Raw genomic sequence first — 25,590 nt, 5'->3', positions numbered from 1 at the left:
AGCCAGCTCAGCGCAGAGGTGCCTCATGACGGCACGGAGCGAAGCGGAGTGACGGCATGAGCGAGCGCAGCGAGCGAATCAGCCAGCTCAGCGCAAAGGTGCCTCATGACGGCACGGAGCGAAGCGGAGTGCCGGCATGAGCGAGCGGACCGAGGTGGGCCGCTGGGGCCGGGCCGCGGCCCTGTCGCTGCTGGCCGGCACGGTGGGCGGCGCGGCGGTCCTCGCCGGCCAGGCCATCGTCGCCCGTAGCCGCGAGTACGCCCAGCCCGAGCTGGGTCTGGTGCTGCGCGCGACGGTCGGCCGTGCGGACGCGCCTCCGCTGCGGCTGGTGCTGCTGGGCGACTCGTCGGCGCTCGGTGTGGGTGTCGACCGGTTCGAGGACACGATCGGCGGTCAGCTGGCCAACCTGCTCGCCGAGGGGCCGGCCGGCCGCCGGGTGCAGCTGTCCAGCGTGGGTGTCTCCGGCTCGCGCGCCACCGACCTGGCGACCCAGGTGGCCCGGGCGCTGCTCGGCGAGCCGCCGGACGTGGCGGTGGTGCTGATCGGGGCGAACGACGCCACCGCGATGGTCCGGCCCGGTGACGCGGCGGCCTATCTCGGCTCGGCGGTACGCCGGCTGCGGGAGGCGCACGTCGAGGTGGTCGTGGGCACGTGTCCCGACCTGGGCGCGGTACGCGCGGTCGCCGCGCCGCTGCGTCAGGTGCTCGGCTGGTCCGGGCGGCGGATGGCACGGGCCCAGACGGCGGCCGTGCTGGACGCCGGGGGCACCGTTGTCGACCTGGGCACCGAGACCGGCCCGGTCTTCCGTGCGGATGCGGGCACGCTGTGCCGCGACGGCTTCCACCCGTCGGCGGACGGCTACCGGGTGTGGGCGCACGCCCTGCTCCCGGCGGTCGAGGCGGCGGCTGCTGTCGCGTTCCGGCACCGCCGGCAGCCGCCCAAGGGGTGACATTTCCCGCCCGCCTCGCGACTTCCCGGCATGTTACTCGCGCGTTAACGTTGGTTCATGCCGATTGAGTCGCCCCGCGACGCCGTCATCGTCGCCACCGCCCGGTCCCCCATCGGCCGCGCGTTCAAGGGTTCCCTCCGCGAGGTCCGCCCGGACGACCTCGCCGCCACCATCGTCCAGGCTGCTCTCGACAAGGTCCCGGCGCTCGATCCCGCCACCATCGACGACCTCTATCTGGGGTGCGGTCTGCCCGGCGGCGAGCAGGGCTTCAACATGGCCCGGGTGGTCGCCACCCTGATGGGCCTCGACGGCCTGCCCGGCGCCACGCTGACCCGCTACTGCGCGTCCTCGCTCCAGACCACCCGGATGGCGATGCACGCGATCCGCGCCGGTGAGGGTGACGTGTTCGTCTCCGCCGGTGTGGAGATGGTCTCCCGGTACGCCCGGGGCAATTCGGACACGCTGCCGCCGGAGGCGCAGGCGCTCGTCGGCGGCGGCTGGGAGAATCCCCGCTTCGCCGAGGCGCGGGAGCGTTCCGCGGCCCGCGCCCAGGGTGGTGCCGGGGTGTGGACCGACCCGCGCGAGACCGGGCAGCTCCCCGACATCTACCTCGCCATGGGGCAGACGGCGGAGAACCTGGCCCAGGTGTACGACGTGACCCGTGCGGACATGGACGCGTTCGGCGTCCGCAGCCAGAACCTCGCCGAGAAGGCGATCGCGGACGGTTTCTGGGCCCGCGAGATCACCCCTGTCACCACGCCGGACGGCACCGTGGTCAGCACCGACGACGGCCCGCGTGCCGGGGTGACGCTGGAGGCGGTGGCCGGTCTGAAGCCGGTGTTCCGCCCGGACGGCCGGATCACCGCGGGTAACTGCTGCCCGCTCAACGACGGCGCCGCCGCCGTGGTGATCATGAGCGCCGATCGCGCGTCCGAGCTGGGTCTCACCCCGCTGGCCCGGATCGTGTCGACCGGCGTCACAGCGCTCTCCCCCGAGATCATGGGTCTGGGCCCGGTCGAGGCGTCGAAGCAGGCGCTGAAGCGGGCCGGCATGACCATCGACGACGTCGACCTGGTCGAAATCAACGAGGCGTTCGCCGCCCAGGTGATCCCGTCGTACCGGCAGCTCGGCATCCCGGAGGAGAAGCTGAACGTCTCCGGCGGCGCGATCGCTGTCGGCCACCCGTTCGGCATGACCGGCGCCCGGATCACCGGCACGCTGCTCAACGCGCTGGAGTGGCACGACAAGACCATCGGTCTGGAGACCATGTGCGTCGGCGGTGGCCAGGGCATGGCGATGGTGCTCGAACGACTGAGCTGAGACCGGTTCGCCGGAGCGCGGGCCGGGTACGGGAGACCGCATGGCGACCGTCGTGGAACGTGAGCGCAAGTACTCCGGCGACGAGGGTTTCCGGATGCCCGACCTGACCGGGTGCGGTGGCGTCGTGACCATGTCCGACGCCACCGTCTCGGATCTGGACGCCGTCTACTGGGACACCGGCGACCTTCTCCTGCTGCGCAGCGGGCACGCGCTGCGCCGGCGTACCGGCGGGCACGACGCGGGCTGGCATCTCAAGGTGGGCGCGGTCGGTGGCACCCGGGTCGAGCACCAGTTCCCGGCCGGGGCGTCCGACGACGGTCCGCCGCCCGAGCTGGTCGCGCTGATCCGGGGCGCGTCGCGCGGCCACCCTGTCGCACCGGCGGCCCGGGTGGTCAACCGCCGCCGCGAACACCGGCTGTTGGGCGCGGACGGCCGGGTGCTGGCCGAGCTGGCCGAGGACGACGTCCGGTCCGAGGACCTGGTGGACGGTGCCGCGCGGACCTGGCACGAGATCGAGATCGAGCTGGTCGAGGGCGACGAGGCGTTGCTCGACGCGCTCGGTGGGCGGCTGCGCGCGGCAGGTGCCCGCGAGGTGGCGGTCAGCAAGTCGCACCGGGCCGTGGCCGGCCGGATCGAGCGCTTCGACGACCGGGAACCGGACGGTCCGGCGGCACCGGTCCTCGCGTACGTGAGGGCGCAGCGGGACGCGATCGTCGGCAACCATGCGGCCGCATACCAGGGGGACGAGGACGCCGTCCACGAAATGCGCGTGGCGACCCGCCGGTTGCGGGCGACGCTGCGTACCTTCCGGGGTCTGTGGGACCGCCGGGAGAGCGAGGCGGTGCGGGCCGAGCTGCGCCGCCTCGGCGGGGAGCTGGGCCGGGTCCGGGACAGCCAGGTGATGGCCGCGCGGCTCACCGAGGCGGTGCACGAGCTGCCGGACGAGCTGGTGCTCGGTCCGGTCGCGGCGCGGATCGGCGAACGGTTCGCCGCCGATCTTGCCGGGGCGACCACCGCGCTGCGGTCCGCGCTGGACTCCGACCGCTACCCCGAACTGCTGGCCCGTCTGGACCGGCTGGCCGGCGCCCCTGCGGCCGATGTCGGCCGGCGCTGGGTCGACCGCCGGATCCGCCGGTCGGTGCGCCGCGCCGACGAGCGGCTGGACTGTTCGCTCGCCGTCACCGGGCCGGACGGGGACGCCGCGCTGCACGAGGCACGCAAGAAACTCAAGGCCGCCCGCTACGCGGTGGAGGTGCGTGAACCGGCCGCCGGCAAGCGGGCCGCCCGCCTGGTGAAGCAGTTCAAGGCGCTCCAGGATCTGCTCGGTACCCATCAGGACTCGGTGGTCACCCGGGAGGTGCTGCGGCGGCAGGCCCTTCAGGCGTACGCAGACGGCGAGAACACGTTCACCTACGGCCTGCTGCACGCGGGGCAGGCCGAGGCCGCCGGCCACGACCGCCCCGCGGTCCTGCGGGCGCGCGACCGCTCAAGACGCCGCAAGGTACGCCGCTGGCTCGAGCCCTGACCGTCCCCGCTCGTGTTGATCATAGAGTTGACGCGGATTCGCGTCCGTTTTGTCGCCGCCAACCTCATGATCAACACGACGAGGGGCGGGGCGGAGTCAGAGGGCGGCGCGGGTTCGAGCTACCTGCGCGGTGGCCTCGGCCAGGACCTGCTCCGGGGGCGCGGCGAGCATCAGGTCGGCGGCCACCACGCGGAGCTGGTCGGGCAGGGCCAGGTCGCTGGGCAGGCGGGGCACCTCGCGGCGCGGCTCACCGGCCGCGTCGGCGGCCAGATTGGCGATCTCCTGGACCAGTTTGTGCACCAGGTCGGCCCGGGACACGTTGCCGCCGTCGGCCTTGGCCGACCAGCGCGGCTGCTGCCAGTGCCCGACCTGTCGGACCAGCAGGGTCACCGCCCGGTCCAGTTCCGCTGCGCTCATCGCCGCCGAGTCTACGGCGGCTCCGGGCCACGACGCGGCGACAGGCGCCCGAAGCCGGCATCAACGCCGACAAGCGCCCCGAGCAGACGTCCGCGGGCTGAGCCGGCATCAGCCGCGACAGGCGCCCGGAGCCGCCGTCAGCGGCGTACGTAGCTGAGCAGGCGGAGGATCTGCCAGTACAGGAAGATCAGCCCGACCAGCAGACCGAACGCGCAGTACCAGGCGTAGCGTCGGGGCAGCCGGTTCGCGGCCGACCGCTCGACCAGATCGAAGTCGAGGATGAAACTGAGCGCGCCCGCGATGATCGCCACCACCGAGAACAGGTACGGCAACCAGCCCACCCGGTCACTCAGGCTGTAGACGACCGCCCCCTGCCGCCCGGTGAACAGGTACACGAACAGGTTGACCAGGCCGATCGCGACGATCCCGACGAGCGTGCCGATGACCAGCCGGGCCAGGCGCGGGGTCGCACGCACCAGCCGGGCCCGGTAGAGCACCGCCATGCCGAAGAAGACGCCGAACGTGCCGACCACCGCCTGCGCCACGATCCCCGGATACACCATCTCGAAGGCGCGGCTGGCCACGCCGAGCAGCAACCCCTGGAGCACCGCGTAGCCGACGATCACCGGCGGGCTGGTGATCTGCTTCAGCGAGATGACGAGCACCAGGGCCAGGCTGGCCAGAGCGCTTCCGGCGAGCGCGGCGGAGATCCACGCGGCCTGCGGCACCACCACCCAGGACACCGCCGCCGTGACGCCGGTGACCAGCAGCAGTCCCACGGTCCGGCTGACCACGTCGGCCACAGTCATCGCGTCGGCGGGCCCGACCCCGAGCACCTGCCGCTCGGCGCGGCCGACGTCGTCCAGCCGGTCCAGCACCGGGTTGGCACTGCGCACCGTGACCACCTCCCGCCCACGTACCCGGATCCCACTCTGCCCCGGGCGGCGCGGCGGGGACGGGAAAACGGCGACGCCCGCCGCCGCGGATGCGGCAGGCGGGCGTCGTCGGGGAGGGCGTGATGTCAGTCGTCGCCCTGGAAGTAGCTGAGCAGCCGCAGGATCTCGATGTAGAGCCAGACCAGGCCGACCACGATGCCGAAGGCGGCGGTCCAGGAGTAGCGCTGCGGGAGGCCCATCCGGACCCCCTCCTCGATGTCGGCGAAGTTGAGCACGAAGCTCAGCGACGCCACCACGATGCAGACCAGGCTGAAGCCGATCGCGAGCGGGCTGCCGTCGCGCAGGCCGGTGTTCACGCCGAACAGCGCCAGCACCAGGTTGACCAGCATCACGCCGAACAGACCGGCGATGACCGCCACCATGATCCGGGCGAACTTCGGCGTGGCCCGGATGATCCGGGCCTTGTAGATCATCGCCATCAGGAAGAAGACGCCGAACGTGGCCACGACCGCCTGGAGCACGATGCCGTCGTAGAGCGACTCGAACGCCTTGCTGACCATGCCGACGAAGACGCCCTCGACGATCGAGTACGCCACGACGAGCGCCGGGTTGGCCATCCGCGAGAACGAGATGATCAGGCCGAGCACGAGGCCGACCACAGCGGCACCGATCCAGGCCGGGCCGGCGAGCGCATCCGGTACGAGCACCCAGGCCGCCGCGGCGGAGGCGCCGAGGATGGCGAGCATGAGGACCGTCTTGACGACCACGTCGTCGAGGGTCATCGGGGTCACGGTGGGCGGGGCCACCGGCTGGCCGTAGCCGCCCGGGTAGGGCTGGGCGTAGGGCTGCTGGGGGAACTGCTGCTGCTGGGGGTATCCGGGCTGACCGTACGGCCCGGGCTGGGCGTACCCGGCCGCCCGCTCACGCTCTGCCGCCTGGCCGAGCCGGGCGAGCACCGGGTTCGAGGTCTTCACTTCTCAGGCCTCCCTCAGGGGGTCGATCGCACGAAAGACGTGCTACTCCAGGGTAGACGTGGGCGCAATCGCGCGCGCTACGGCTAGCTGTGGGAAACCTGAGAGTTCACGTGCCCGGGGCGGGGGTCGAACCCGCACGCCTTGCGGCAGCCGCTTTTAAGGCGGCCGTGTCTGCCGTTCCACCACCCGGGCGGGTGACACCGGCGCGTCGACACGCGCGGGTGCAGATCTCACCGTAGCGGCTCGGCCGCGACGCGGCGTACCCCGACAGGTGGGGCCGTTATGGTCGAGGCCGTGACCAGCGCCGCCCGCACGGCCCCCGGGTCCGATCGCGCAGGGGCGGCCCGCCCGGCGGCGGTCACGCGGCGGGTGACGGCCGCCGTCCGGCGGCACCGCGCGGACCTGCTCGTGGGGTTGGCCTTCGTCGCGCTCGCCGGGTGGCTCACCCACGGCCTCTGGCCGGCGCCGGGCACACGGGTGCTCTCGCTGAACCCGGCCGACCAGACGCTGTACGAGTGGTTCCTGGCGCTGGACGCCCGTGCCCTGCGCGGTGAGCTGAGCCTGGTCAGCGACCGCCTGAACGCGCCGGACGGGGTCAACCTGATGGCGAACACCTCGGTCGTCGCGCTCGGCGTGCTGCTCGCCCCGGTCACGCTGGCGTTCGGCGCGCCGGTCACGTTCGCGCTGCTGGTCGCGCTCAACCTGGCCGGCACCGCGCTGGCCTGGTACCTGCTGTTCACCCGCGTCCTGCGGGCCCGCCCGCTCGCCGCCGGGCTGGGCGCGGCACTCTGCGGCTTCGGGCCGGGGATGGTCTCGCAGAGCAACGGGCACCTGCACATGACCGCGCAGTGGCTGGTCCCGGTGCTGGTCTGGCTCGTGGTCCGGCTGCTGCGCGCCGCCGACCCGGCCGGTCGCCCGGACGGCCCGGACCGCCGCCGGATGGCGTCCTCGGCGGCCGGGCTCGCCGCAGTCGTCGCCGCGCAGGTCTTCGTCGGCGAGGAGGTGCTGTTCCTCGCCGCACTCACCCTGGCGGTGACCGCTGTCGCGTACGGGCTGGCCGACCGGGACCTGCTGCGCCGGGCCGGTGCCGGGTTCGCCGGAGGGCTGCTCGCCGCCGCCGGGCTGGCGCTGCCGGTGCTGGCGTACCCGCTGTGGGTGCAGTTCGCCGGCCCGCGGGGCGTCGCGGACGGGATCTTCCCGCCCGCCTACTTCTCCGCCGACCTGGTCGGCTGGACCCGTCTGTCCGCGCTGACGGTGTTCGGCGACCCGGAGGCGGTACGGCTCACCACCGGCCCGGCCGAGTTCACCACGTTCCTGGGTTGGCCGCTGCTGCTGGTCGCCGTCGGCTGCGCGGTCTGGCTGGGCCGGCGCGCCCCGGTGGTGGCGCTCGTGGCCGGCGCGCTGGCGATGGCCGCGCTCGCGCTGGGGCCGGAGGTCGTGGCCGGCGGGGAGCGGACCGGGATCCCCGGCCCGTACGCGCTGCTGGCAGGGCTGCCGGTGGTGGACGGCGCACTGCCGACGCGTTTCGCGCTGGCGGTGCTGCCGCTCGCCGGCACCGTGCTCACCCTCGCCGTGCACCGGGCGCTCGGCGAATCCGGCCGGGCCCGCCGGGTCGTCCCGGTCGCGGCCGGCGCGGCGCTGCTCAGCGTCTTTCCCACCCCGCTGCCCACGATGGACCGGCCGCCGCTGCCCGAGTTCGTCACCGGCGGGCACTGGCGGCAGTGCGTACGCCCCGGCGGGGTGCTGGTGCCGGTGCCCGCCGCCACGCCGCAGGACCCCTGGCCGATGCGCTGGGCCACCGCCACCGGTGTCGCCTTCGCCATGCCGGAGGGCTTCTTCATCGGCCCGTACGGCCCGGACGGCTCGGCCACCATGGGCACCTGGCAGCGACCCACCTCGGCGCTGCTCGCCGACGTGGCCCGCCGCGGCGTGGCACCGGCGGTCGGTGACCGGCAACGCCGCCAGGCCGCCCGGGACGTCGAGTTCTGGCACGCCTCGTGCGTGGTGGTGACCGACGACACACCGCACGCGGAGCTGCTGCGCCGCACCCTGGAGCAGCTCTACGGGCGGCCGGGGGTGCGGCTCGCCGACGCGTGGACCTGGCGGTTCTGAGGCCGGGCGGCGGTTCCGGGCCCCGGACACGGCGAAGGGCCCCTTCCCGTACGGGAAGGGGCCCTGTCGCGAAGGGCGTCAGACGCGCGCGGCGACCGGCGGGGCGGACGCCTCGGCGAACTCCTCGCGCGGGTCGTGCAGCTGGCCCAGCGCGACCACCTCACGCTTGAGGACGAACGCCAACGTCCAGTCGACCACCACGCGCACCTTGCGGTTGAACGAGGGGATCCGCGACATGTGGTACGTCCGGTGCATGAACCAGGCCGGCCAGCCGGTCATCTTGATGCCGTAGACCTGCGCCACGCCCTTGTACAGGCCGAGGCTCGCCACGCTGCCGGCGTGCTTGTGCTTGTAGTCGACCGGCTCGCGCCCGCGGATCACGTTCGCGATGTTGTCGGCCATCCGCGCCGCCTGCCGCACCGCGTGCTGCGCGCTCGGGGAGCAGAAGTTACCAGGCTCCTTGGTCAGGTCCGGTACGGCGGCGCAGTCACCGGCGCTCCACGCGCCCTCGACCACCCGGTCGCCGTCCACGATCTGCAGCGTCGGCCGGCAGGTGACCCGGCGGCGCTCGTCACGCGGGAAGTCCGTCGCGTCGAGCATCGGCGACGGCTTCACACCCGCCGTCCAGACGATCGTGTCGGACGGGAAGCTGTCGCCGTCGGAGAGCGTCACCACACCGTCGACGCAGGACTCCAGCCGGGTGTCCAGGCGGATGTCCATGTCCCGCTTCATCAGCTGCTGCACCGTGTAGGCACCCATGTCCCGGTCGACCTCGGGCAGCACCCGCTGGGTCGCCTCGACGAGCACCCAGCGCATGTCCTCCGGCTTCAGCTCCGGGTAGTAGCGCAGCGCGTCCCGGGCCATGTCCTCCATCTCGGCGAGCGCCTCGATGCCGGCGTAGCCGCCGCCCACGAAGACGAACGTCAGCGCGCGGCTGCGGACCGCCGGGTCGGTGGTGGAGGCCGCCACGTCGAGCCGGTCCAACACGTGGTTGCGCAGGAAGATGGCCTCGCCGATGGTCTTGAACCCGATGCCGTTCTCGTGCAGGCCGGGGATCGGCAGGGTGCGGGAGACCGAGCCGGGCGCGACGACCACGTGGTCGTACCGGATCTCCCGGGCCGGGCCGCTGATCGGCTGCACCACGGCGGTCATGCGGTCGTGGTCGATCCGGGTGACGGTGCCCGCCACCACGGTGCACTTACGCAACTCCCGCCGCAGCGGCACCACGGCGTGCCGAGGGGAGATGTTGCCCGCCGATGCCTCCGGGAGGAACGGCTGGTACGTCATGTGCGGCTGCGGGTCGACGACGATGACCTCGGCCTCACGCCTGCTCAGCTTCTTGGACAGGCGCAGAGCGGCGTACAGGCCGACGTGACCGGCACCCACGACAAGGATCCGCTTCGGGTTCACGTCATCTATCTTTCCCCGGGTGCTTCGGGTAATCCCGCCCGAGACCCCCATCTGTGACGGAGCACAACCGGTGTGACCTGCGCAACGTCCCCGGAGCGCTGCGTCATCTGCGCCGGAGCAGCCAGCCCAGCAGCGCGCTCAGCCCCACCGCCACCAGCAGCCCCACCACTGTCGCCGCCTGTGAGCCGTCGGTCCCGCCCACTCCCCCGAGCCACGCCAGCACCACGCCGAGCACGGCACTGGCGAGCACCACGCCACCCGCGCGGCCCAGCCACCGCAACACCACGTCCGGGTCGATCAGCCCGTCGTACGGCAGTAGCGCGGCCAGCGCGCAGAGCGAGTGCGCCAGGTAGAGCAGCGTCGCCACGGCGAGCAGCCGCCACAGCGCCGGCGGCCGGTCGAAGCCGAACGTGGCCAGCAGCCAGCCGCCGACGGTCACCAGCGCGGTGAACGTCGGCCAGATCCGGCGCGGCCCGACCGCCGGCAGCACCGCGGCCACCGTCAGGGCCAGCAGCGAACGCGCGGTGAAAGCCTGCACCGGGTACGCGAGCAGGAAGCCCGCGAGCACGGTGAGCAAGATGCCGCCGCGTACCAGCAGCGGCAGCGGGCTGACCCGGGCGGCGGCGAACCGCAGCGCCCGTACCCGCTCCACCAGGGCATCCGTCATTTGAAGCCTGCCTTCGGGGCGGTCGCCAGCCGGGCCACGTCGCGCAGCACCTCGTCCAGGCTGCCGGCGCCGGCCCAGCGCACCACCGGCACCCCGTGCTCGCGGAGCTGGCCGATCATCGTGTCCCGGTCCAGCCGCCACAGCCGGTACGCGACCTCGGCCCAGCCCCGCTCCTTCGGCACCGGCAGCTCGGCCGGCAACGTGTCCACCGCCACCACGAACCGCCCACCGCGGGCCAGCCGGGCCAGCATCTGCGCGGACCGCTCGTCGAGCAGCGGGGTGAGCACCACCACGAGCGCGTCCGAGGAGAGCACCTGCGGGCCGAAGACCTGGTCGTACGGCTCGTGCGGGGACGACTCGGCCTGCACGTCGAGCAGCCACTCCAGGACGGTCAGGTACTGCCGCCGCCCGGTGGCCGGACGCAGGCGGCGCGCGGCCGGGCCGTACTCAAGCATCGACACCCGGTCGCCGCGGTGCAGGTAGTGCTCGGCGATCGCGGCGGCCGCCCGGACCGTGGTGTCCAGCACCGACGCCGTCCCGTTCACGCCACCGGAGCGGCCCGCCTCGGCCAGCACGTCCAGCAGCACCACCACCTCGGCGTCCCGGTCCGACAGCGTCGCCGCGACGTGCAGTTGCCGGGCCCGCAGCGACACCCGCCAGTCGATCCGGCGCAGCCGGTCGCCGGGCGCGAACACGCGCACCCCGGCGAGTTCGCCGCCCTCGCCCGGCCGCCGCGAGCGGTGTGCGCCGACCAGCCCGGCGGCCCGGGGCATCGCCTCGACCGCGTCGAACGGTTCGGTACGCGGATAGACCCGGGCCCGGATCGGGTCGGTGACCATCGCGCGGGACACCAGCAGACCGTCGGCGGCGGCGACCCGCACCCCGGCCGGGCCGATCGGGTGCCGTCCCCACCGCAGGGCGGTGCCGGTCAGTTCCAGGTCGACGGCGCTGCCCCGGGGTACCGAGGTGACGAACGGGCGGTCCGCGCCCCCGGAGCGGCTCACGTCCACCCCGGCGCCGCCGAAGCCGACCTGCTCCACCCGCAGCCAGCGCGACATCCGGGTCCGGACCACCGCCAGGTCGTACCCGACCAGGTCGGGGTTGGCCACCGCGACGGTGGCGGCCAGCGGCGCGCCCTCGACCAGGTGGGTGTCCCCGACACCGAATTCCAGCTCGGGCAGCGCGGCGGGACGGCGGCGCAACGCGTACGCGGTGCCGAGCGCGAACGGCGTGGCGAGCACCACCAGGTCGATGCGGCCGAGCAGCACCGCCGCGACGAGCAGCACGCCGGTGAGCAGCACGGCCCGGCCGAGCGCCCAGGTGGGCGCCCAGCCGCTCGCCGCGTCGGCCCGGTCCATCAGCGGCCGGCGGCGTAGCTGGGCAGCGCGCCGCTGGCCGGCGCGGGCGTGGAGTCCAGCACCTCGCCGACCACGAACGACGGGTCGACGCGGCGCAGCCACATCTCCGGCCGCAGCGTGATCCGGTGCGCGAGCGCGGGCGCCGCCACCGCCTTGACGTCCTCCGGCACCACGTAGTCGCGGTTGGCGAGCACCGCCCGCACCCGGGACAGCAGCAGCAGCGCCAGCGAGCCGCGCGGGGACGCGCCGACGAGCACCGAGGGGTGCTCGCGGGTCGCCGCGGTGAGCGCCACGATGTACCGGCCGACCGAGTCCTCGACCACCACGTCCTCCAGCGCGGCCTGCATGGCGCGCAGCGTGGCGGCGTCCACCACCGGCTTGATCTCCGCCTCCTCGCGGCGGCGGGCGATCCGGCGGCGCAGCACGTCCCACTCCTCGTCGTGGCTCGGGTAGCCGAACGACACCCGCAGCAGGAACCGGTCGAGTTGCGCCTCCGGCAGCGGGTACGTGCCCTCGTACTCGATGGGGTTGGCGGTGGCCAGCACGTGGAACGGCTCGTCCAGCCGATAGGTCACGCCCTCGACCGAGACCTGCTTCTCCTGCATCGCCTCCAGCAGCGCCGACTGGGTCTTCGGCGGCGTCCGGTTGATCTCGTCGGCGAGCAGCAGGTTGGTGAACACCGGGCCGGCCCGGAACGCGAAGTCGCCGCTGCTCTGGTCGTAGAGGAACGAGCCGGTCACGTCGGCGGGCAGCAGGTCCGGGGTGAACTGGAGCCGCCGGAAGTCCAGCCCGAGCGCCTGCGCGAAGGAACGCGCGGTGAGCGTCTTGCCCAGGCCGGGCAGATCCTCCAGCAGCACGTGACCACCGGCGAGGATGCCGGCCAGCACCAGCTCCAGCGCGTCCCGCTTGCCGACCACGACGGTGCCGACCGCGTCCAGGACGGTCCGGGCGAGCCGGCCCACCTCGGCGGGAGGCATGCTCCGGTCCACGTCGTTCATCAGATCTTCTCCAGTTCGGCGACGATCGCCGCGAGGTCGCGCGGCGACGGAGGGCGGCGGACGGGGATGGCGAGGAACGTCCACAGTGGCTCGCCGAGCACCGCCCGGGCGCGGGCCGGGTCGGACTCACGGGTGACCCCGTGGCGCTGGCGCAGCCGTTCGTCGGCCAGCTCGCCGAGGCGGGGCAGGACGCGCTCGGTGAACCGCTCCTGGTTGCCGGCGCACCAGTCCAGCGGACGCTCCCAGCCGTTGATCGCGGTACGCAGCGCGTCCCGCGCGGACCAGTTCCAGGTGCCGGGCTCCTCACCGGCGGGTACCCGGGCACCCGTGCGGGACGGCGGCGGGGGTGACAGCGCGGTGGTGACCCGGCGTACGGCGAGCACGGCGAGCACCCCGGCCACGACGATCCAGATCGGCACCTTCAGGCCGACCGCGCGCAGCCCGACCACGACCACCACGACGACGGCGGCGGTGGCCGCGACGGTCCGCAGCAGCAGGCGCGCCCGGCCGCCGCCCGAGGGCCGGACGTCCTGTCCGGCGGGCTCCTCGCCGAACGAGAGCAGCTCGTCGATGCTGGTGCTCACGACGCCTCACCCGCCAGGCTGGTCAGCTCGCCGCGCAGCCGCCGCAACGCGGCGCGGGCCTGGTCCCGGGTGTGCTCGTCGACCGGGTGCGTGGCATACCGGGCCTCCCGGTAGACGCGCGCGAAACCGTCGAGCACGTCGGCGCTGGCGATCGCCGGGATGCCGGCCGCCGGATCGCCGCGCAGCAGCCGACCGACCAGGTCGGTCGGGGTGTCGCCGGTGCGCCGGGGCACGCCCGCGTCCTCGGCGGCCTCCTCCAGGCGCACCCAGCAGGCGATCACGGCGGTCCGCGGGTCGGTGGAGCGGTCGTCCAGTTCGACGAGCCCGGCGTCGAGCGCGGCCACCACCTCACGGGCGGTCCCCTCCGCGGTACGCCTGGTGCGTCGCACCGGCACCGCGCGGGTGGTGCGACGCAGCGCGCCCCGGAGCACGTTCCACAGGACGTACCCGACAGCGACCAGCACCGCCGCTGACGACAACACCAGGGCGGCGGTCGCCAGCCAGCCCGGCACACCGCCCGAGGTGGGCTCACCGGCGTCGCGGGGTTCGACGGGGATCGACGGCACCGCCTCGGGCGACGGGTAGTCCGGAACGTACGGGATGGTGTCTGCGACGGGCGGGATCCGGCTGGCCCCGATGGCGGAGTGACCGGCGGCGAACGCGGCGAGCGCGAGCAGCACCGTCACCGCGGCGACCGGCCACCACCTGCGCAGTACGCCGAAATCCATCCCACCGCCTCAGGTGTTCTTCAGTCCACCCCGGCCAGGTCCTTCGCCCGGGTGAACACGTCGTCCAGCATCGCCGGTGTGAGCCGGCCGGTGAACGTGTTCTGCTGGCTGACGTGATAGCAGCCCAGCAACGCCGGCACCGACTCGCCGGACCAGTGTGCCCCATGACCGAACACCGGTCGCGGTGTGGGCGGTCGCCGCCCGTAGACCTGCCGTAGCACCGGCCACCACGCGGCCCACGCGAACGCGCCCAGCGCGACCACGACGCGCAGTGTGGGCCGGATCAGTTCGACCTCGCGGTGCAGCCACGGCGCGCAGGTGTCCCGCTCGGCCGGGGTGGGTTTGTTGTCCGGCGGCGCGCACCGCACGGCGGCGAAGATCCGGGTGTCCCGCAACGTCAGGCCGTCGTCGGCGGCCACGCTCGTCGGCTGGTTGGCCAGCCCGGCGCGGTGCAGCGCGGCGAACAGCACGTCACCGGACCGGTCCCCGGTGAAGATCCGGCCGGTGCGGTTGCCGCCGTGCGCCGCGGGTGCCAGGCCGAGGATGGCGATGCGTGCGTCCGGCGGGCCGAGGCCGGGCACCGGCCGCCCCCAGTAGTCCTGGTCGCGGAACGCGGCCCGCCTGACCCGGGCCACCTCCTCCCGCCAGGCCACCAGGCGCGGGCAGGCGAAGCAGTCGCTGACCGCGCCGTCGAGGTCGGCCAGGTCGGCCGCCCGGTCGGCGCGGGCGACCACGTCCTGCGGGGTACGCGACTCAGCCAAGTTTCGCCCGGAACAGTTCCAGCGTGCGGGCCCAGGAGGTGGCGGCGGCCCGCTGGTCGAAGTGCTCGGGCCGGTCCTCGTTGAAGAACGCGTGCGCGGTGCCCGGGTAGTCGAACGTCTGGCAGGTGCCGCCGGCGGACTCGATGGACCGGCGTACGCTCTGCACCCCGTCGGCGGCGGAGAGGCCGTCCGCCTCGGAGCAGTGGATGAGCGCCGCCTTCCCGGCGTAGCCGGCCCAGCCGCCTTCGTCCGCCGACCCGACGGCCATGCCCTCCCAGGGCAGGCGCGGATAGAACCCGGCGGTGGCCACGATGCGCTCGGAGAACGTGGCGGACCACAGGGCCAGGCTGGCGCCCGCGCTGAACCCGGCGCAGCCCACCTTGCCGGCGACCTCGGACCGCCCGGCCAGGTATTCGGCGGCGGCGGCGATGTCGCTGGCCGCCTCGTCCATCTGGGAGCTGTTCAGCATCAGCCGCGGCTCGGTCGGCTTCACGGCCGGGCCGCCGTGCCGGAAGTCGGGCGCGAGGGCGACGAAACCGGCCTCGGCGAAGCGGTCCACCACGGCCCGGACGTGGGGCACCAGTCCCCACCAGTCCTGGATGACGATGACCGCCGGGCTGGCCGCACCGCCGGTGGGTATCGCGAGATACCCCTCGCTCGTCCCTCCGTTGCCGGTGAAGCTCACCATCTCGCCCATGGGCCCGTCCTCCTTGCGGTCAGTCAACGTTGGCTGGTCGCACAGTTGGCTGTTACGTGCCGGTAGCGTGCCACGCGGTGAGCGGCCCGGGGAAGACGGAACAACAGTGGCATTCACCTCCTGTCGAAGCGCCGGACGGGCACACATGCCGGGTATAGCGATTGCTAAACTATCCGCGTGGTGGCTGGAGACTGGGACGTCTACCTGGTCGACGAGGCGCGGCAGTGGCTCGACACTCTCGACGCGTCCACCCATACGCGGGTGGTGCAGGCAATCGACCTCCTGGCCGAGCACGGACCAGGACCCGGACGGCCCCTTGTCGACACCATTCACGGTTCGTCGATGGCGAACTTGAAGGAGCTCCGGCCGGGCACCGTGCGTATCCTTTTTCGCGTTCGACCCGTGGCGCTCGAGCATCCTCCTTGTCGCCGGCGACAAGTCCGGTCGGTGGAAGACGTGGTATCAGGAGGCCATTCCCGTCGCCGAGCACCGCTACGAGCTCTACCTCAAGGACCGGGCACGAGAGGAAGGGAAGGCATGAGCGACTACTCCCGGTGGCAGGACATCCGCGCCGACCACGTCGCCCGGGCCGGCGGGGAAGAGGCAGTCGATGCGGGTAAGCAGGAACTCCTCGCCGAGTTTATCGGCCACCGCCTCGCGGAGGTACGGCGAGCGCGCGGCTTGACCCAGCAACAGGTCGCCGACCGGATGGGCGTCACCAAGGGACGGGTCTCCCAGATCGAGCAGGGAAAGATCTCCGGCCAGGAGGTGGTGGCCCGATTCGCCGCAGCGCTGGGCGGCCGGCTCCACCAGGCGATCTACTTCGACGACGGTGACATCGCCGCCATCGCCTGACAGCGGATCCCGCGAGATCTTGGAGGAATCCGGCCCCCATGAGGGCCCTTTCCTTCCAAGATCTCGCCGGGTTCGAGTGCGTCAGGGGGTCGACGTGGGTGCCGGGGAAGCGCTGATGGTGGGCGCGGTCGGGGTGGGGCTGTCCGTGGGCGTGGATACGGGCGGGGCGGTCGACGGCGGGGCCGGCGGGCCGAACGGGGCCCGCTCCGGGCAGTACGGGTAGGTGTTGCGCATCTCCGGCACCACACCCGAACCGTCCATGCAGCTCGGCCAGCCGAGCCGGATCGGCACGCCGTTCTGCTCGAACAGCCGCGCGTCGCGGATCAGCCGCCCCTGCTGGTCGTAGACGAAGACGTCCTCGATCCGGTCGTACCGCCTATCCACGGACGTCTGCTCGTAGCCGCTGTAGACGTCGGAGCCGGCGCGTTCGTCCACCTGGGCCAGCACGGCGAACGAGAACAACAGCAGCGCGGCGGTGACGATCTGATGCAGTTGTCGCTGCCACCCCGTGATCCCGGCCGAACGGCGACCCCACCACAGCGAAACGGCCACCGCGCCGATGAGCAGCAGCAGGCCGGCCGACGCGTTGTTGTTCGGCCGTGGCAGCAGGCCCGGCCGGTCACCGTCCACCAGCACGCTGATCAGCAGGGCGGCCAGCCAGCCGCGGAGCAGCCACCAGGCCGGACGCAGCGGACGCAGGAAGTCGCTCACCGTCACGTGCCCGAGCACCGGGCCGAGCTGGCGGTCCAGCAGTCGCACCTGAACGGCCGCCTGCTCCCACGCCTCGGCCAGGCGATGGAAGCGCGCCGGTCGCCGCCCCTCCCCGGCACCGGCGGCGGCACGCAGCTCGGCCGCGTACGCCTCGGGGGTGCCCAGCCGGTCCACGAGCGTGCCCTCGCCCTCGGCGGCCACCTCGGCGAGGTGTTCCGGCAGCTCCTCGGTCAGCTCGTCGCGGACTCTCGGCGGCAGGTCGGCGAGCGCCGCGCGTACCCGGTCGACGTAGTCCGTGATCTCCTGCCCAGTGACGGTCATGCCGCCATCCCCCGATCGTCGAGCAGTGCGTCCATGGTGGTGGCGAACGAGCGCCACGTCTTGCCGGAGCGGGTGAGCTGGTCACGCCCGGCGGCGTTCAGCGAGTAGTACTTGCGGTGCGGCCCGGATTCGCTGGGCACCACGTACGTGGTGAGCAGACCGGCCGCGAACAGCCGGCGCAGCGTGCCGTAGACCGAGGCGTCGCCGACCTCAGCGAGGCCGGCCTCGCGTAGCCGCCGCAGGATGTCGTAGCCGTATCCGTCCTCGTCCTTGAGCACGGCGAGCACCGCCAGGTCGAGCACGCCCTTGAGGAGCTGCGTGGTATCCACGCTCAGCACACTAGTGCGCATTGCGCACTACCATCAACGACACAACACCTAAAGGCGGGCGGTCCACCCGATGAAACGGTCGAACAGGTCGGCCGGGTTCGGGTTGGCGGCCAACAGGTCGGCGGTGGCGTCGAACAGGCAGCCGGCCATGTGGATCGACAGGGCGACGCGGTCGCGCCGGTAGTCCAGCAGCAGCAACAGGCGGGCCGCCCGGCACGGCCAGGGGGCCGCGCACACCCGGCACAACCACAGAGGCCGCATCGGCACGTGCGGCCGCACCACACGGCGACTGCGACCTCACGGCCATCCCCCGATCGCGCCGTGCTCCGGATGGGCCAGATCTGACGGAAGTCCGACGTCGAGAAGTGGATCAGGGGAACACCGCCCCGACCTGGCGGCGGACCAACCCCGCCCGTCCCGTTGACCAAGGAGTTCGTGTTCTCACCGGCGCCCCGCCCAGACACAAACTCCTTGATCACCGCCACGGAAACGCGGACGAGGGCTAGGCGAGACTTGATGGCTCAGACATAGAGCTTGCGGAGTTCGCGGGCGATGTCCGAGACCTCGGTCAGGGTGCCGCTGGCCACCGACATCACGAGAGCCTCGGCCTGATCGACATCGACGTCCTGGATCGGCACCTCGTTGAGGGCCAGAAACACACGCGCCGCCGCCCAGGCGAGACGCTTGTTCCCATCGATCAGCGCATGGTTCATGCAGACCGAGTGCAGCAGCGCGGCGGCCTTGGTCCAGAGATCGGGGTAAGCCTCCCGGCCGAACGCCACGGTGGCCGGGCGGACCACCGCCGAAGAGAGCAGACCGAAATCACGGACCTGCGGCGTCTCACCCAGCACGATCGAGGCGATCTCCACGAGGTCGTCGACCTCGAGGTAGTTGATCACTCCGCCAACCGTCGCAGCAACTCGGCGTCACGCTCGGCAACTTCCCGCGCAAGATCCCGCACGCGGGCACGATGATTGCGCGCCGAGACGTACTCCTCGACGGCCACGACGATGGTGGCGTTCATCGATCGGTGCTCCTGCTCGGCAAGCTGCTTGAGCCGCTCGTGCAGTCCGTCAGGAAGATTGACTGTGGTGACCATATGGAAATCATACCGGCCACACGCAGGGAGACCCCCTATCTCGAGGCCGCCGCCAGGCTCCAGGCGATGCCGTCGAGGATGTCGTGCTCGGAGGCGACCACCGACGGCATCCCGGCCCGTTCCATGATCACTCGCAGCACCAGCGCGCCCGCGCCGATCACGTCCGCCCGCCCCGGATGCATCACCGGGTACGCCAGCCGCTGCTCGCTGCTCCTGCCGAGCAGATCCGCGGTCACCGCGGCCACCTGCTCGTACGAGACCCGGGCGTGGTGGATGCGGCTGGGATCGTACTCCTGGAGCCCCTGCGCCAGGGCGACCACCGTGGTGACCGAACCGGCGAGCCCGACCAGCGTGGCGGCCTCCCGGCCGGGCACGTCGGCGAGCGCGCGGTCGACGGCGGCGGCGATGTCGGCCTCGGCGGCGGCGACCTGCGCCGCGGTCGGCGGGTCGCCGTGCAGGTGCCGTTCGGTCATCCGGACGCAGCCGATGTCCACCGAGATCGCGCCGCGCACACCGTCGGCGCGGGTGCCGACGACGAACTCGGTGGAGCCGCCGCCGATGTCGACCACCAGGTAGGGCGGCTCGGCGTCGGCGGGCAGGCCGCGCACCGCGCCGGTGAACGACAGCCGCGCCTCCTCGTCGCCGGTCACGACCTCGGGCGGCACGCCGAGCGTGCGCTCGACCATGGCACGGAAGTCGGCGGCGTTGGAGGCGTCGCGGGAGGCAGAGGTGGCGCACATGCGTACCCGCTCGGCGCCGGACTTCTCGATCTCGGCCGCGTAGTCGGCGAGCGCGACGCGGGTCCGCTCGATGGCCTCCGGGGCGAGCCTGCCGGTCCGGTCGACGCCCTGCCCCAGCCGGACGATCTCCATCCGCCGCGAGACGTCCACCAGTGGTGCCGTCTCGCCGGCCGAAGCCTCCGGCAGGTCGGCGATCAGCAGTCGGATCGAGTTGGTCCCGCAGTCGATGGCTGCCACACGCGCGCTCACGGCGCCCACCCTACGGCAGCCCGCCCAAGCTCAGAGACGCAGCAGCATCCGGGTGTTGCCGAGGGTGTTGGGCTTGACCCGTTCCAGGTTCAGGAACTCGGCGACGCCCTCGTCGTACGAGCGCAGGAGCTGCTCGTAGACGGGCTGCGGAACGGGCGCGCCGTCGATCTCGCGGAAGCCGAACGAGCCGAAGAACCCGGTCTCGAACGTGAGCACGAAGATCCGGGCGACGCCCAGCTCCCGCGCCACGCCGATCAGCTCACCGACGATCCGGTGCCCGATCCGGTGACCCCGGCAGGACGGGTCGACCGCGACCGTCCGGATCTCGGCCAGGTCCTCCCACATGACGTGCAGCGCGCCGCACCCGACCACCGCGCCGTCCGGCGTCACCGCGACCCGGAACTCCTGCACGTCCTCGTACAGCGTCACCGTCGCCTTGCTGAGCAGCCGCCGGTCGTCGGTGTAGGTGTCCACCAGCCGCCGGATCCCGCGTACGTCGGTGGTGCGGGCCCGGCGCACAGTGATCTCGTCGGCGCTCATCTCACCGGGCCGGTGGCACGGCCACGCAAGGGCCGGCCACCCACCACTTCTCCACCAGCGCCAGCGTCTCGTCACCGAACGGGTTGACCCCCGGCCCGGCCGCGAGCGCGTGCCCGAGGTGCACGTGCAGGCACTTCACCCGCCCCGGCATGCCGCCGGCCGAGATGCCGGCGATCTCCGGTACCTCGCCGATCACCTCCCGGCGGGCCAGGTAGTCCTCGTGCGCCGCCCGGTACCGCGCGGCCAGCTCCGGGTCCTCGGCCAGCCGTTCGGCCATCTCCTTCATCAGCCCGGCCGACTCCAGCCGGCTGCACGCCGCCGTGGCACGCGGGCAGGTCAGGTAGAACAGCGTCGGGAACGGCGTGCCGTCGGCCAGCCGGGGCGTCGTCTCCACCACGTCGGGCAGGCCGCAGGGACACCTGTGGGCCACCGCGCGGGTGCCGCGAGGCGGGCGTCCGAGCTGCGCGGCCACCGCGGCCAGGTCGGCCTCGGTGGCCGGCTGGCGTTCCGGCGGGGGTACGGAGTCCGCCGCCGGCTCCTGCGGTGGTACGACGCTCAAGGAAGTGCCTCTCGGATCTAAGCTCACTTGTCGGGGCGCTCGGCGTTGGCCGCCCGCACGCTTCCCCACAGGGTGTCGTACCAGGGCTCGGGCGGCTTCGGCGCCCCCGGCCCCGCGTCCTTGCCGGCGTCCTTCGCGGCGCCCTCCGGGTCGGAGAGCACCACGAGCAGCGTCTCGCCCGGCTTGCCCATGAAGAACCGCTCCCGGGCCTGCGTCTTGACGTACTCCGGATCCTGCCACTTGGCCGCCTCGGCGGTGAGCCGGTCGATCTCGGCCCGCTGGGCGGCCTGCGCGGCCTCCATCCGCTCGATGTCGGCCTGCTGGTCCAGGTAGACGCGGACCGGATAGGTGTACGCCAGGGCGAGCGCGATCAGCACCGCGAACAGCACAGTGGCGCGCCCGGTGAAGCGCCGGGGTTGGGGTGCGGTGAGCCGCTTCACCGGGCCACCGGCGGCGGTACGCCGGGCCGCGGCGGGGCGGCTCGCGGGGCGTACACCGTCGGCGGCACGGGACGCGCCGGGTGACCGGCCGGCGGCGCGCGCCTCCGCGCGGACGCCGTTGTCGCGGGCCGTGGACCGGACCCGGGGACCGCCCGTCCGGCCGGGCTGACCCGGCCGACGGGCGGGCCGCTGGCCACCCGGTGTGCGGCGCTGCTGCATCGTCACACCCCTCCCCCGGAGCGCTCGCTCAGGCCGAACGGTAGCGCGGGAAGGCGCCCGCACCGGCGTACCGCGCCGCGTCGGCCAGTTCCTCCTCGATCCGCAGGAGCTGGTTGTACTTGGCCACCCGGTCCGAGCGGGCCGGCGCGCCGGTCTTGATCTGCCCGCAGCCGGTGGCGACGGCCAGGTCGGCGATGGTGGTGTCCTCAGTTTCGCCGGAGCGGTGGCTCATCATGCACTTGAAGCCGGCCCGGTGGGCCAGGTCGACGGCGTCGAGCGTCTCGGTGAGCGAGCCGATCTGGTTGACCTTGACCAGCACCGCGTTGGCGGCCCGCTCAACGATGCCCCGGGCGATGCGCTGCGGGTTGGTCACGAACAGGTCGTCGCCGACGATCTGGACGCGGTCGCCGAGCGCGGCGGTGAGGGTGGCCCAGCCGCTCCAGTCGTCCTCGGCCAGTGGGTCCTCGATCGACACGATCGGGTAGTCGCCGGCGAGCTTGGTGTAGTAGTTGCTCATCTCCTCGGCGCTCTTGGCGCTGCCCTCGAACGTGTAGGTGCCGTTGTCGAAGAACTCGGTGGCGGCCACGTCGAGCGCGAAGACGATGTCGGTGCCGAGCCGGTAGCCGGCCTTCTCCACGGCCTCGGCGATCAGGTCCAGCGCGGCGGCGTTCGTGGGCAGGTTCGGGGCGAAGCCGCCCTCGTCGCCCAGGCCGGTCGACAGGTCCTTCTTCTTCAGCACCGACTTCAGCGCGTGGTAGACCTCGGCGCCGGAGCGCAGCGCGTCCCGGAACGTCGGCGCGCCGATCGGCGCGATCATGAACTCCTGGATGTCGACGTTCGAGTCGGCGTGCGCGCCACCGTTGAGGATGTTCATCATCGGCACCGGGAGCAGGTGCGCGTTCGGGCCGCCCAGGTAGCGGAACAGGCTCAGCTCGGCGCTGCCGGCGGCGGCCTTGGCCACGGCCAGGGAGACGCCGAGGATGGCGTTCGCGCCCAGCTCGCCCTTGTTGTCCGAGCCGTCGATGTCGATCATCTTCTGGTCGATCAGCCGCTGCTCGCTGGCCTCGTAGCCGATGAGCTGGTCGACGATCCGGTCCTCGATGTTCGCGACCGCCTTCTCGACACCCTTGCCCAGGTAGCGATCCTTGTCACCGTCGCGCAGCTCGACCGCCTCGAAGGCGCCGGTGGAGGCGCCGGACGGCACCGCGGCGCGGGCGATCGTGCCGTCGTCGAGCCCGACCTCGACCTCGACCGTCGGGTTGCCCCGCGAGTCCAGGATCTCCCGGGCGACGATTCCCTCGATGGTTGCCACTGAGTCGCTCCTCGTTTGTGTGGTTCCGGTCCGGTATGGGCCGCGACGGTGCGGCTGAGGCAGGTGTTGAACGCAGCGTATCGGTCCCCGCCCTCCCGCACCCCGCTCGGGGCGGCCCCCGAGGCGCCTACTGAGACGGACATTCCCGGATTACCGGGCGTCAACCGGCAACCGGTTTGCGAGACGTTGCGTCGATCGACAAGGCTGGGCATCATGCCTGCCGCCTCGACGACTCTCCGCGTGCTCGCCGCCTCGGTCATCGCGTCGCTCTCGGTCACCGGCTGTCAGGCCCTGGACGACGCCAACGTCGCGCTCGGCCGGTCCGACCTGGTCAACGACCTCGCCGCGCGGATGGACCGGGCGCTGGAGCAGACCTGGGCCGCCGACTACCAGCTCGACGGGGGCCGGACCGCCTCGATCGCGCAGACCAAGAAGCCGCTGCGGTCCACGTACACCTGGCCCGGCGGCAAGATCACGGTGACCCAGGAGTCGGTGACCCGGTGCGCCAGCACCGCCGCCCGCACCTCCTGCACCGTCTCGCCCCCCGTGCTCACCGCCGGGAAGCCGTCGGTGATCGTCTACGACGAGGCGCGCAAGCAGGGCCTGGTCACGCCGCCCGCGGTGATCCGGCTGCTCACCGACGCGGCGCTGGCGCCGGAGGCGGTCATCGAGCAGAGCGACACCACGCTCGCCGGACGCCACGCCACCTGCGTCGACGTCACCCACGACGGGGAGCGCTTCGCCGCCTGCGTGACGAACGAGGGTGTGCTGGGCAGCTTCGCCGGCACGCTCGACGGCAAGCCCGCCGAGGTGACGCTGAGCCGCTACACCGAGAGCGTCGAGGCCGGCGCGTTCGCCGTGCCGGCCGGCGCCGGTGTGGTGGACCGCCGCCCCGCCACGTCGTGACCCCGCCCGGCGGTGCCGCGTCCGGCGCTCGCGCGTCCGGCGCCGGGGCGTCGGCCGCCGGCGATTCAGCCGGCGCCGACGCTCGATCCGCCGACGCCCGCCGGCCGGGCGCCGGCCTCCGGCCCGCCGCCGATCACGGACGGGCTCCGCGGCCGGACTCACCGTGTTCGTGCCGCTGTCCGTCGCGGTACTGACCGCGTACTCGCTGTCGCGCTGGCTGATCGACGCGGTCGCCGCCGGGCGCTGACGACGGGCCGGGGTCGCCGCCGGCCGGTGAGCCTCACACCCCCAGCAGCGTCCGCAGGTGACGCGGCGGCGGGCAGTCGTGCGCCAGCATGGCGTCGTGCCAGTCGCGCACCGGCACGCCGTCCGGCCGGGCGGCGGCGATGCCGGCCATCTCGCTGTAGCCGACGAAGTACGTGGACAGCTGCGTCGAGGTGAGCAGCGCCCGCCGCCACTTGCCGGCCGCCTCGCCCTCCTCCTGGAACCCGCGTCCGGTCATCAACGCCATCGCCTCGGACTCGGGCAGGTCGTCGCAGTGCACGAGCTGGTCCAGCAGCGCGTTGATGGTCATCCGGAGCTGCATCTTGAGCTGCTGCAACCGCACCGGCAGCCCGCCGAAGCCGAGCCCGGCCATCAGCTCCTCCGCGTAGACCGCCCACCCCTCGACGAACACACCCGACTCGGTGAGCGCGCGCACCCGGGTCGGGCCGTCGTACCTGCGGGCGTGGGCGAGCTGGAGGAAATGGCCGGGCATCGCCTCGTGCACGGTCAGGTTGCGGATCATGTGGTCGTTGTACTCGCGGTAGAACGACTCGACCCGCTGCGCCGGCCAGTCCGCCGGGGTGGGCGAGATGCAGTAGAACGTCGGCACGTCGGCCGTCTCCAGCGGGCCCGGCGAGTCGCAGTAGGCCACCGCCACGCCCCGCGCGAACTCCGGCATCTCCTGGATCACGCACGGATCGCCGACCATGCCGACCAGGTCGTGGTGGCGGACGAAGTCACTTGCCTCGTCCAGCGTGATCGAGGCGAGGTCGACGATCGTGGCGTCGTCCGGGTGCTCGGCGGCGAGCAGGTCCAGCGCCCGGCGTACCGTCTCGTCGTCGGCCGGACCACCGACCAGCTCGACCGACGCCGCGCGGATCTCCTCGGTGACCCGGTCGAGGTTGGCCCAGGCGCGGCGCTGCACCTCGGCGGCGCTCAGCTCGGTGTCGAGCGTGTGCCACAGCCGCGCCTCCCACCGCCGCCGGCCCAGCCGCGGGTCACGCCCCGGGCCGGCATCGGCGGCCAGGCCCTGCCGCAGCCAGGCGACGAACTCCTCCAGCGCGGTGATCGCGTCGGTGGCCGCCGGGCCGACCCGGTCGCGCAGCGCCGGCGCCTCGGCCAGCAGGCCGGGCACCTCGTCGCGGATCAGCGCCGCCGTGCCGGTGAACTGCCCGACCGCCGTCTCCGCGTGGACCCGCGGCATGTCCCGCAGCGTCGCGCGCGCCGTCGACAGCGCATCGGGTACGGCCGACAGACGCCCGGCCAGGCTGGTCAGGCGCTCCTCGGCCGGGGCGAAGGGGCGGGCCAGCAGAGCGTGCAGCAGCGGACCCGGATTGTGGCGCAGCGGATCCCACTCGTGGCCGCGGATCTCGGTGGCCTCGAACAGGCCCCGGTCGACGAGGCTGGTGAGCAGCGCGTGGTCGACGCTCTCCGCCACGTCGAGCGCGTCCGGGTCGATCTCCGCGAGCGCGTCGGCCGCGTCCTTGAGCATCGCCTGATCGGCGGCGAGGGCACCGGCGGAGAGATCGGGCAGCCGGTCGTCGTAGCGGTGGTCCCCGGCGGAGGTCGCCAGCCCGGGCCGGCTCTCCAGCAACGCCTCCACGATCCGCTCCGCCAGCGGCCCGAACGCTTCCATCCCCCGACCCTACC

Annotated in this window: 28 protein-coding genes, 1 tRNA gene and 1 pseudogene; 7 read left to right on the top strand and 23 right to left on the bottom strand. The window is 73.0% G+C overall.

The window, feature by feature from the left end:
• Positions 1-136 precede the first annotated feature (136 nt).
• From C569_RS0112900 to C569_RS0112890, 3 genes are read left to right on the top strand one after another with little or no spacing between them, the layout of a single operon-like run.
• Positions 137-949 carry an SGNH/GDSL hydrolase family protein gene (locus tag C569_RS0112900; RefSeq protein WP_018786196.1) on the top strand — a complete coding sequence of 271 codons (813 nt, stop codon included), beginning with the start codon at positions 137-139 and terminating at the stop codon, positions 947-949.
• Positions 950-1,006: 57 nt separating this feature from the next.
• The gene (locus tag C569_RS0112895; protein WP_018786195.1) at positions 1,007-2,269 is read left to right on the top strand and encodes an acetyl-CoA C-acetyltransferase; all 1,263 of its coding nucleotides are present in this window, start codon (positions 1,007-1,009) and stop codon (positions 2,267-2,269) included.
• A 40-nt stretch (positions 2,270-2,309) separates the two neighbouring features.
• A complete protein-coding gene (locus tag C569_RS0112890; protein ID WP_018786194.1) occupies positions 2,310-3,794 on the top strand; it encodes a CYTH and CHAD domain-containing protein in 1,485 nt (494 codons plus the stop codon).
• 96 nt (positions 3,795-3,890) lie between these two features.
• Here the strand turns inward: C569_RS0112890 and C569_RS0112885 are convergent, their stop codons facing one another.
• From C569_RS0112885 to C569_RS0112870, 4 genes are all read right to left on the bottom strand, one after another.
• Positions 3,891-4,211, bottom strand: coding sequence for a hypothetical protein (locus C569_RS0112885; protein ID WP_018786193.1), 321 nt, complete (start codon positions 4,209-4,211; stop codon positions 3,891-3,893).
• Between the two features lie 137 nt (positions 4,212-4,348).
• A complete protein-coding gene (locus tag C569_RS0112880) occupies positions 4,349-5,107 on the bottom strand; it encodes a Bax inhibitor-1/YccA family protein (RefSeq protein ID WP_026268081.1) in 759 nt (252 codons plus the stop codon).
• Between the two features lie 125 nt (positions 5,108-5,232).
• Positions 5,233-6,081, bottom strand: a complete 849-nt coding sequence (locus C569_RS0112875) for a Bax inhibitor-1/YccA family protein (RefSeq protein ID WP_018786191.1) — start codon at positions 6,079-6,081, stop codon at positions 5,233-5,235.
• Positions 6,082-6,192: 111 nt separating this feature from the next.
• Positions 6,193-6,273, bottom strand: a tRNA-Leu gene (locus C569_RS0112870).
• 90 nt (positions 6,274-6,363) lie between these two features.
• Here C569_RS0112870 and C569_RS0112865 point away from each other — a divergent pair.
• Complete coding sequence (locus C569_RS0112865) at positions 6,364-8,193, top strand: hypothetical protein (RefSeq protein ID WP_018786190.1); 1,830 nt, start codon at positions 6,364-6,366, stop codon at positions 8,191-8,193.
• A gap of 78 nt (positions 8,194-8,271) precedes the next feature.
• Here the strand turns inward: C569_RS0112865 and C569_RS0112860 are convergent, their stop codons facing one another.
• The 8 genes from C569_RS0112860 to C569_RS0112825 form a co-directional block, all read right to left on the bottom strand.
• On the bottom strand, positions 8,272-9,603 hold the full coding sequence (locus tag C569_RS0112860) for an NAD(P)/FAD-dependent oxidoreductase (protein ID WP_018786189.1): 1,332 nt from the start codon (positions 9,601-9,603) through the stop codon (positions 8,272-8,274).
• Between the two features lie 103 nt (positions 9,604-9,706).
• Positions 9,707-10,270 (bottom strand): hypothetical protein, encoded by a 564-nt coding sequence (locus C569_RS0112855; protein WP_018786188.1) that lies wholly within the window; start codon positions 10,268-10,270, stop codon positions 9,707-9,709.
• Positions 10,267-11,628, bottom strand: coding sequence for a DUF58 domain-containing protein (locus C569_RS0112850; protein WP_018786187.1), 1,362 nt, complete (start codon positions 11,626-11,628; stop codon positions 10,267-10,269). Before C569_RS0112850 ends, C569_RS0112855 begins: the two co-directional genes overlap by 4 nt.
• Positions 11,628-12,626, bottom strand: a complete 999-nt coding sequence (locus C569_RS0112845) for a MoxR family ATPase (protein WP_018786186.1) — start codon at positions 12,624-12,626, stop codon at positions 11,628-11,630. Before C569_RS0112845 ends, C569_RS0112850 begins: the two co-directional genes overlap by 1 nt.
• Positions 12,626-13,210: a hypothetical protein gene (locus tag C569_RS0112840; protein WP_018786185.1), complete on the bottom strand. Its 585-nt coding sequence runs from the start codon at positions 13,208-13,210 to the stop codon at positions 12,626-12,628. Before C569_RS0112840 ends, C569_RS0112845 begins: the two co-directional genes overlap by 1 nt.
• Positions 13,207-13,938, bottom strand: a complete 732-nt coding sequence (locus C569_RS0112835) for a DUF4129 domain-containing protein (protein ID WP_018786184.1) — start codon at positions 13,936-13,938, stop codon at positions 13,207-13,209. The genes C569_RS0112840 and C569_RS0112835 overlap by 4 nt, the downstream gene beginning before the upstream one ends.
• Positions 13,939-13,958: 20 nt before the next feature.
• Complete coding sequence (locus C569_RS0112830; RefSeq protein ID WP_018786183.1) at positions 13,959-14,672, bottom strand: uracil-DNA glycosylase; 714 nt, start codon at positions 14,670-14,672, stop codon at positions 13,959-13,961.
• A gap of 19 nt (positions 14,673-14,691) precedes the next feature.
• Positions 14,692-15,396, bottom strand: coding sequence for a dienelactone hydrolase family protein (locus C569_RS0112825; RefSeq protein ID WP_018786182.1), 705 nt, complete (start codon positions 15,394-15,396; stop codon positions 14,692-14,694).
• 177 nt (positions 15,397-15,573) lie between these two features.
• Here C569_RS0112825 and C569_RS32290 point away from each other — a divergent pair.
• Both C569_RS32290 and C569_RS0112820 read left to right on the top strand, forming a co-directional pair.
• Positions 15,574-15,937, top strand: a pseudogene (locus C569_RS32290) (type II toxin-antitoxin system RelE/ParE family toxin).
• On the top strand, positions 15,934-16,251 hold the full coding sequence (locus C569_RS0112820; RefSeq protein WP_018786181.1) for a helix-turn-helix domain-containing protein: 318 nt from the start codon (positions 15,934-15,936) through the stop codon (positions 16,249-16,251). Before C569_RS32290 ends, C569_RS0112820 begins: the two are co-directional and overlap by 4 nt.
• A gap of 81 nt (positions 16,252-16,332) precedes the next feature.
• Here the strand turns inward: C569_RS0112820 and C569_RS0112815 are convergent, their stop codons facing one another.
• The 10 genes from C569_RS0112815 to eno all read right to left on the bottom strand — a co-directional run bounded on the left by C569_RS0112815 (position 16,333) and on the right by eno (position 22,770).
• Positions 16,333-17,283, bottom strand: coding sequence for a hypothetical protein (locus C569_RS0112815; protein WP_018786180.1), 951 nt, complete (start codon positions 17,281-17,283; stop codon positions 16,333-16,335).
• A complete protein-coding gene (locus C569_RS0112810; RefSeq protein WP_026268078.1) occupies positions 17,280-17,612 on the bottom strand; it encodes a PadR family transcriptional regulator in 333 nt (110 codons plus the stop codon). The genes C569_RS0112815 and C569_RS0112810 overlap by 4 nt, the downstream gene beginning before the upstream one ends.
• Before the next feature lie 48 nt (positions 17,613-17,660).
• Entirely contained in the window at positions 17,661-17,849 is a 189-nt protein-coding gene (locus C569_RS0112805) for a hypothetical protein (protein WP_231394775.1), read from the bottom strand.
• A gap of 284 nt (positions 17,850-18,133) precedes the next feature.
• The gene (locus C569_RS0112800) at positions 18,134-18,511 is read right to left on the bottom strand and encodes a type II toxin-antitoxin system death-on-curing family toxin (RefSeq protein ID WP_018786177.1); all 378 of its coding nucleotides are present in this window, start codon (positions 18,509-18,511) and stop codon (positions 18,134-18,136) included.
• Positions 18,508-18,711 carry an Arc family DNA-binding protein gene (locus C569_RS0112795; protein ID WP_013731632.1) on the bottom strand — a complete coding sequence of 68 codons (204 nt, stop codon included), beginning with the start codon at positions 18,709-18,711 and terminating at the stop codon, positions 18,508-18,510. Before C569_RS0112795 ends, C569_RS0112800 begins: the two co-directional genes overlap by 4 nt.
• Positions 18,712-18,746: 35 nt before the next feature.
• Positions 18,747-19,688 carry a Ppx/GppA phosphatase family protein gene (locus tag C569_RS0112790; RefSeq protein ID WP_018786176.1) on the bottom strand — a complete coding sequence of 314 codons (942 nt, stop codon included), beginning with the start codon at positions 19,686-19,688 and terminating at the stop codon, positions 18,747-18,749.
• A 42-nt stretch (positions 19,689-19,730) separates the two neighbouring features.
• Complete coding sequence (locus tag C569_RS0112785; RefSeq protein WP_018786175.1) at positions 19,731-20,240, bottom strand: amino-acid N-acetyltransferase; 510 nt, start codon at positions 20,238-20,240, stop codon at positions 19,731-19,733.
• A 1-nt stretch (position 20,241) separates the two neighbouring features.
• Positions 20,242-20,799 (bottom strand): DUF501 domain-containing protein, encoded by a 558-nt coding sequence (locus C569_RS0112780; RefSeq protein ID WP_018786174.1) that lies wholly within the window; start codon positions 20,797-20,799, stop codon positions 20,242-20,244.
• Between the two features lie 23 nt (positions 20,800-20,822).
• On the bottom strand, positions 20,823-21,458 hold the full coding sequence (locus C569_RS0112775) for a septum formation initiator family protein (protein ID WP_036345723.1): 636 nt from the start codon (positions 21,456-21,458) through the stop codon (positions 20,823-20,825).
• A 28-nt stretch (positions 21,459-21,486) separates the two neighbouring features.
• Positions 21,487-22,770 (bottom strand): phosphopyruvate hydratase, encoded by a 1,284-nt coding sequence (gene eno / locus C569_RS0112770; RefSeq protein ID WP_018786172.1) that lies wholly within the window; start codon positions 22,768-22,770, stop codon positions 21,487-21,489.
• Between the two features lie 213 nt (positions 22,771-22,983).
• Between eno and C569_RS0112765 the strand changes: the two genes are divergently transcribed.
• The gene (locus tag C569_RS0112765) at positions 22,984-23,676 is read left to right on the top strand and encodes a hypothetical protein (RefSeq protein WP_026268076.1); all 693 of its coding nucleotides are present in this window, start codon (positions 22,984-22,986) and stop codon (positions 23,674-23,676) included.
• A gap of 280 nt (positions 23,677-23,956) precedes the next feature.
• Here the strand turns inward: C569_RS0112765 and C569_RS0112755 are convergent, their stop codons facing one another.
• Positions 23,957-25,576 (bottom strand): DUF885 domain-containing protein, encoded by a 1,620-nt coding sequence (locus tag C569_RS0112755; protein WP_018786170.1) that lies wholly within the window; start codon positions 25,574-25,576, stop codon positions 23,957-23,959.
• Between the last annotated feature and the right edge of the window lie 14 nt (positions 25,577-25,590).

Source organism: Micromonospora sp. CNB394, assembly GCF_000374985.1.
Classification (GTDB): domain Bacteria; phylum Actinomycetota; class Actinomycetes; order Mycobacteriales; family Micromonosporaceae; genus Micromonospora; species Micromonospora marina.
Note: the sequence above shows the minus strand (reverse complement) of the source record. Positions and strands in the feature narration are given on the sequence as shown.

Bases quoted from the DNA above. Each gene is read 5' to 3' on its own strand.
- C569_RS0112900 (WP_018786196.1), top strand. From the start codon at position 137: ATGAGCGAGCGGACCGAGGTGGGCCGCTGGGGCCGGGCCGCGGCCCTG.
- C569_RS0112895 (WP_018786195.1), top strand. From the start codon at position 1,007: ATGCCGATTGAGTCGCCCCGCGACGCCGTCATCGTCGCCACCGCCCGG.
- C569_RS0112890 (WP_018786194.1), top strand. From the start codon at position 2,310: ATGGCGACCGTCGTGGAACGTGAGCGCAAGTACTCCGGCGACGAGGGT.
- C569_RS0112885 (WP_018786193.1), bottom strand. From the start codon at position 4,211: ATGAGCGCAGCGGAACTGGACCGGGCGGTGACCCTGCTGGTCCGACAG.
- C569_RS0112865 (WP_018786190.1), top strand. From the start codon at position 6,364: ATGGTCGAGGCCGTGACCAGCGCCGCCCGCACGGCCCCCGGGTCCGAT.
- C569_RS0112855 (WP_018786188.1), bottom strand. From the start codon at position 10,270: ATGACGGATGCCCTGGTGGAGCGGGTACGGGCGCTGCGGTTCGCCGCC.
- C569_RS0112850 (WP_018786187.1), bottom strand. From the start codon at position 11,628: ATGGACCGGGCCGACGCGGCGAGCGGCTGGGCGCCCACCTGGGCGCTC.
- C569_RS0112845 (WP_018786186.1), bottom strand. From the start codon at position 12,626: ATGAACGACGTGGACCGGAGCATGCCTCCCGCCGAGGTGGGCCGGCTC.
- C569_RS0112835 (WP_018786184.1), bottom strand. From the start codon at position 13,938: ATGGATTTCGGCGTACTGCGCAGGTGGTGGCCGGTCGCCGCGGTGACG.
- C569_RS0112825 (WP_018786182.1), bottom strand. From the start codon at position 15,396: ATGGGCGAGATGGTGAGCTTCACCGGCAACGGAGGGACGAGCGAGGGG.
- C569_RS0112820 (WP_018786181.1), top strand. From the start codon at position 15,934: ATGAGCGACTACTCCCGGTGGCAGGACATCCGCGCCGACCACGTCGCC.
- C569_RS0112815 (WP_018786180.1), bottom strand. From the start codon at position 17,283: ATGACCGTCACTGGGCAGGAGATCACGGACTACGTCGACCGGGTACGC.
- C569_RS0112795 (WP_013731632.1), bottom strand. From the start codon at position 18,711: ATGGTCACCACAGTCAATCTTCCTGACGGACTGCACGAGCGGCTCAAG.
- C569_RS0112785 (WP_018786175.1), bottom strand. From the start codon at position 20,240: ATGAGCGCCGACGAGATCACTGTGCGCCGGGCCCGCACCACCGACGTA.
- C569_RS0112775 (WP_036345723.1), bottom strand. From the start codon at position 21,458: ATGCAGCAGCGCCGCACACCGGGTGGCCAGCGGCCCGCCCGTCGGCCG.
- C569_RS0112765 (WP_026268076.1), top strand. From the start codon at position 22,984: ATGCCTGCCGCCTCGACGACTCTCCGCGTGCTCGCCGCCTCGGTCATC.
- C569_RS0112755 (WP_018786170.1), bottom strand. From the start codon at position 25,576: ATGGAAGCGTTCGGGCCGCTGGCGGAGCGGATCGTGGAGGCGTTGCTG.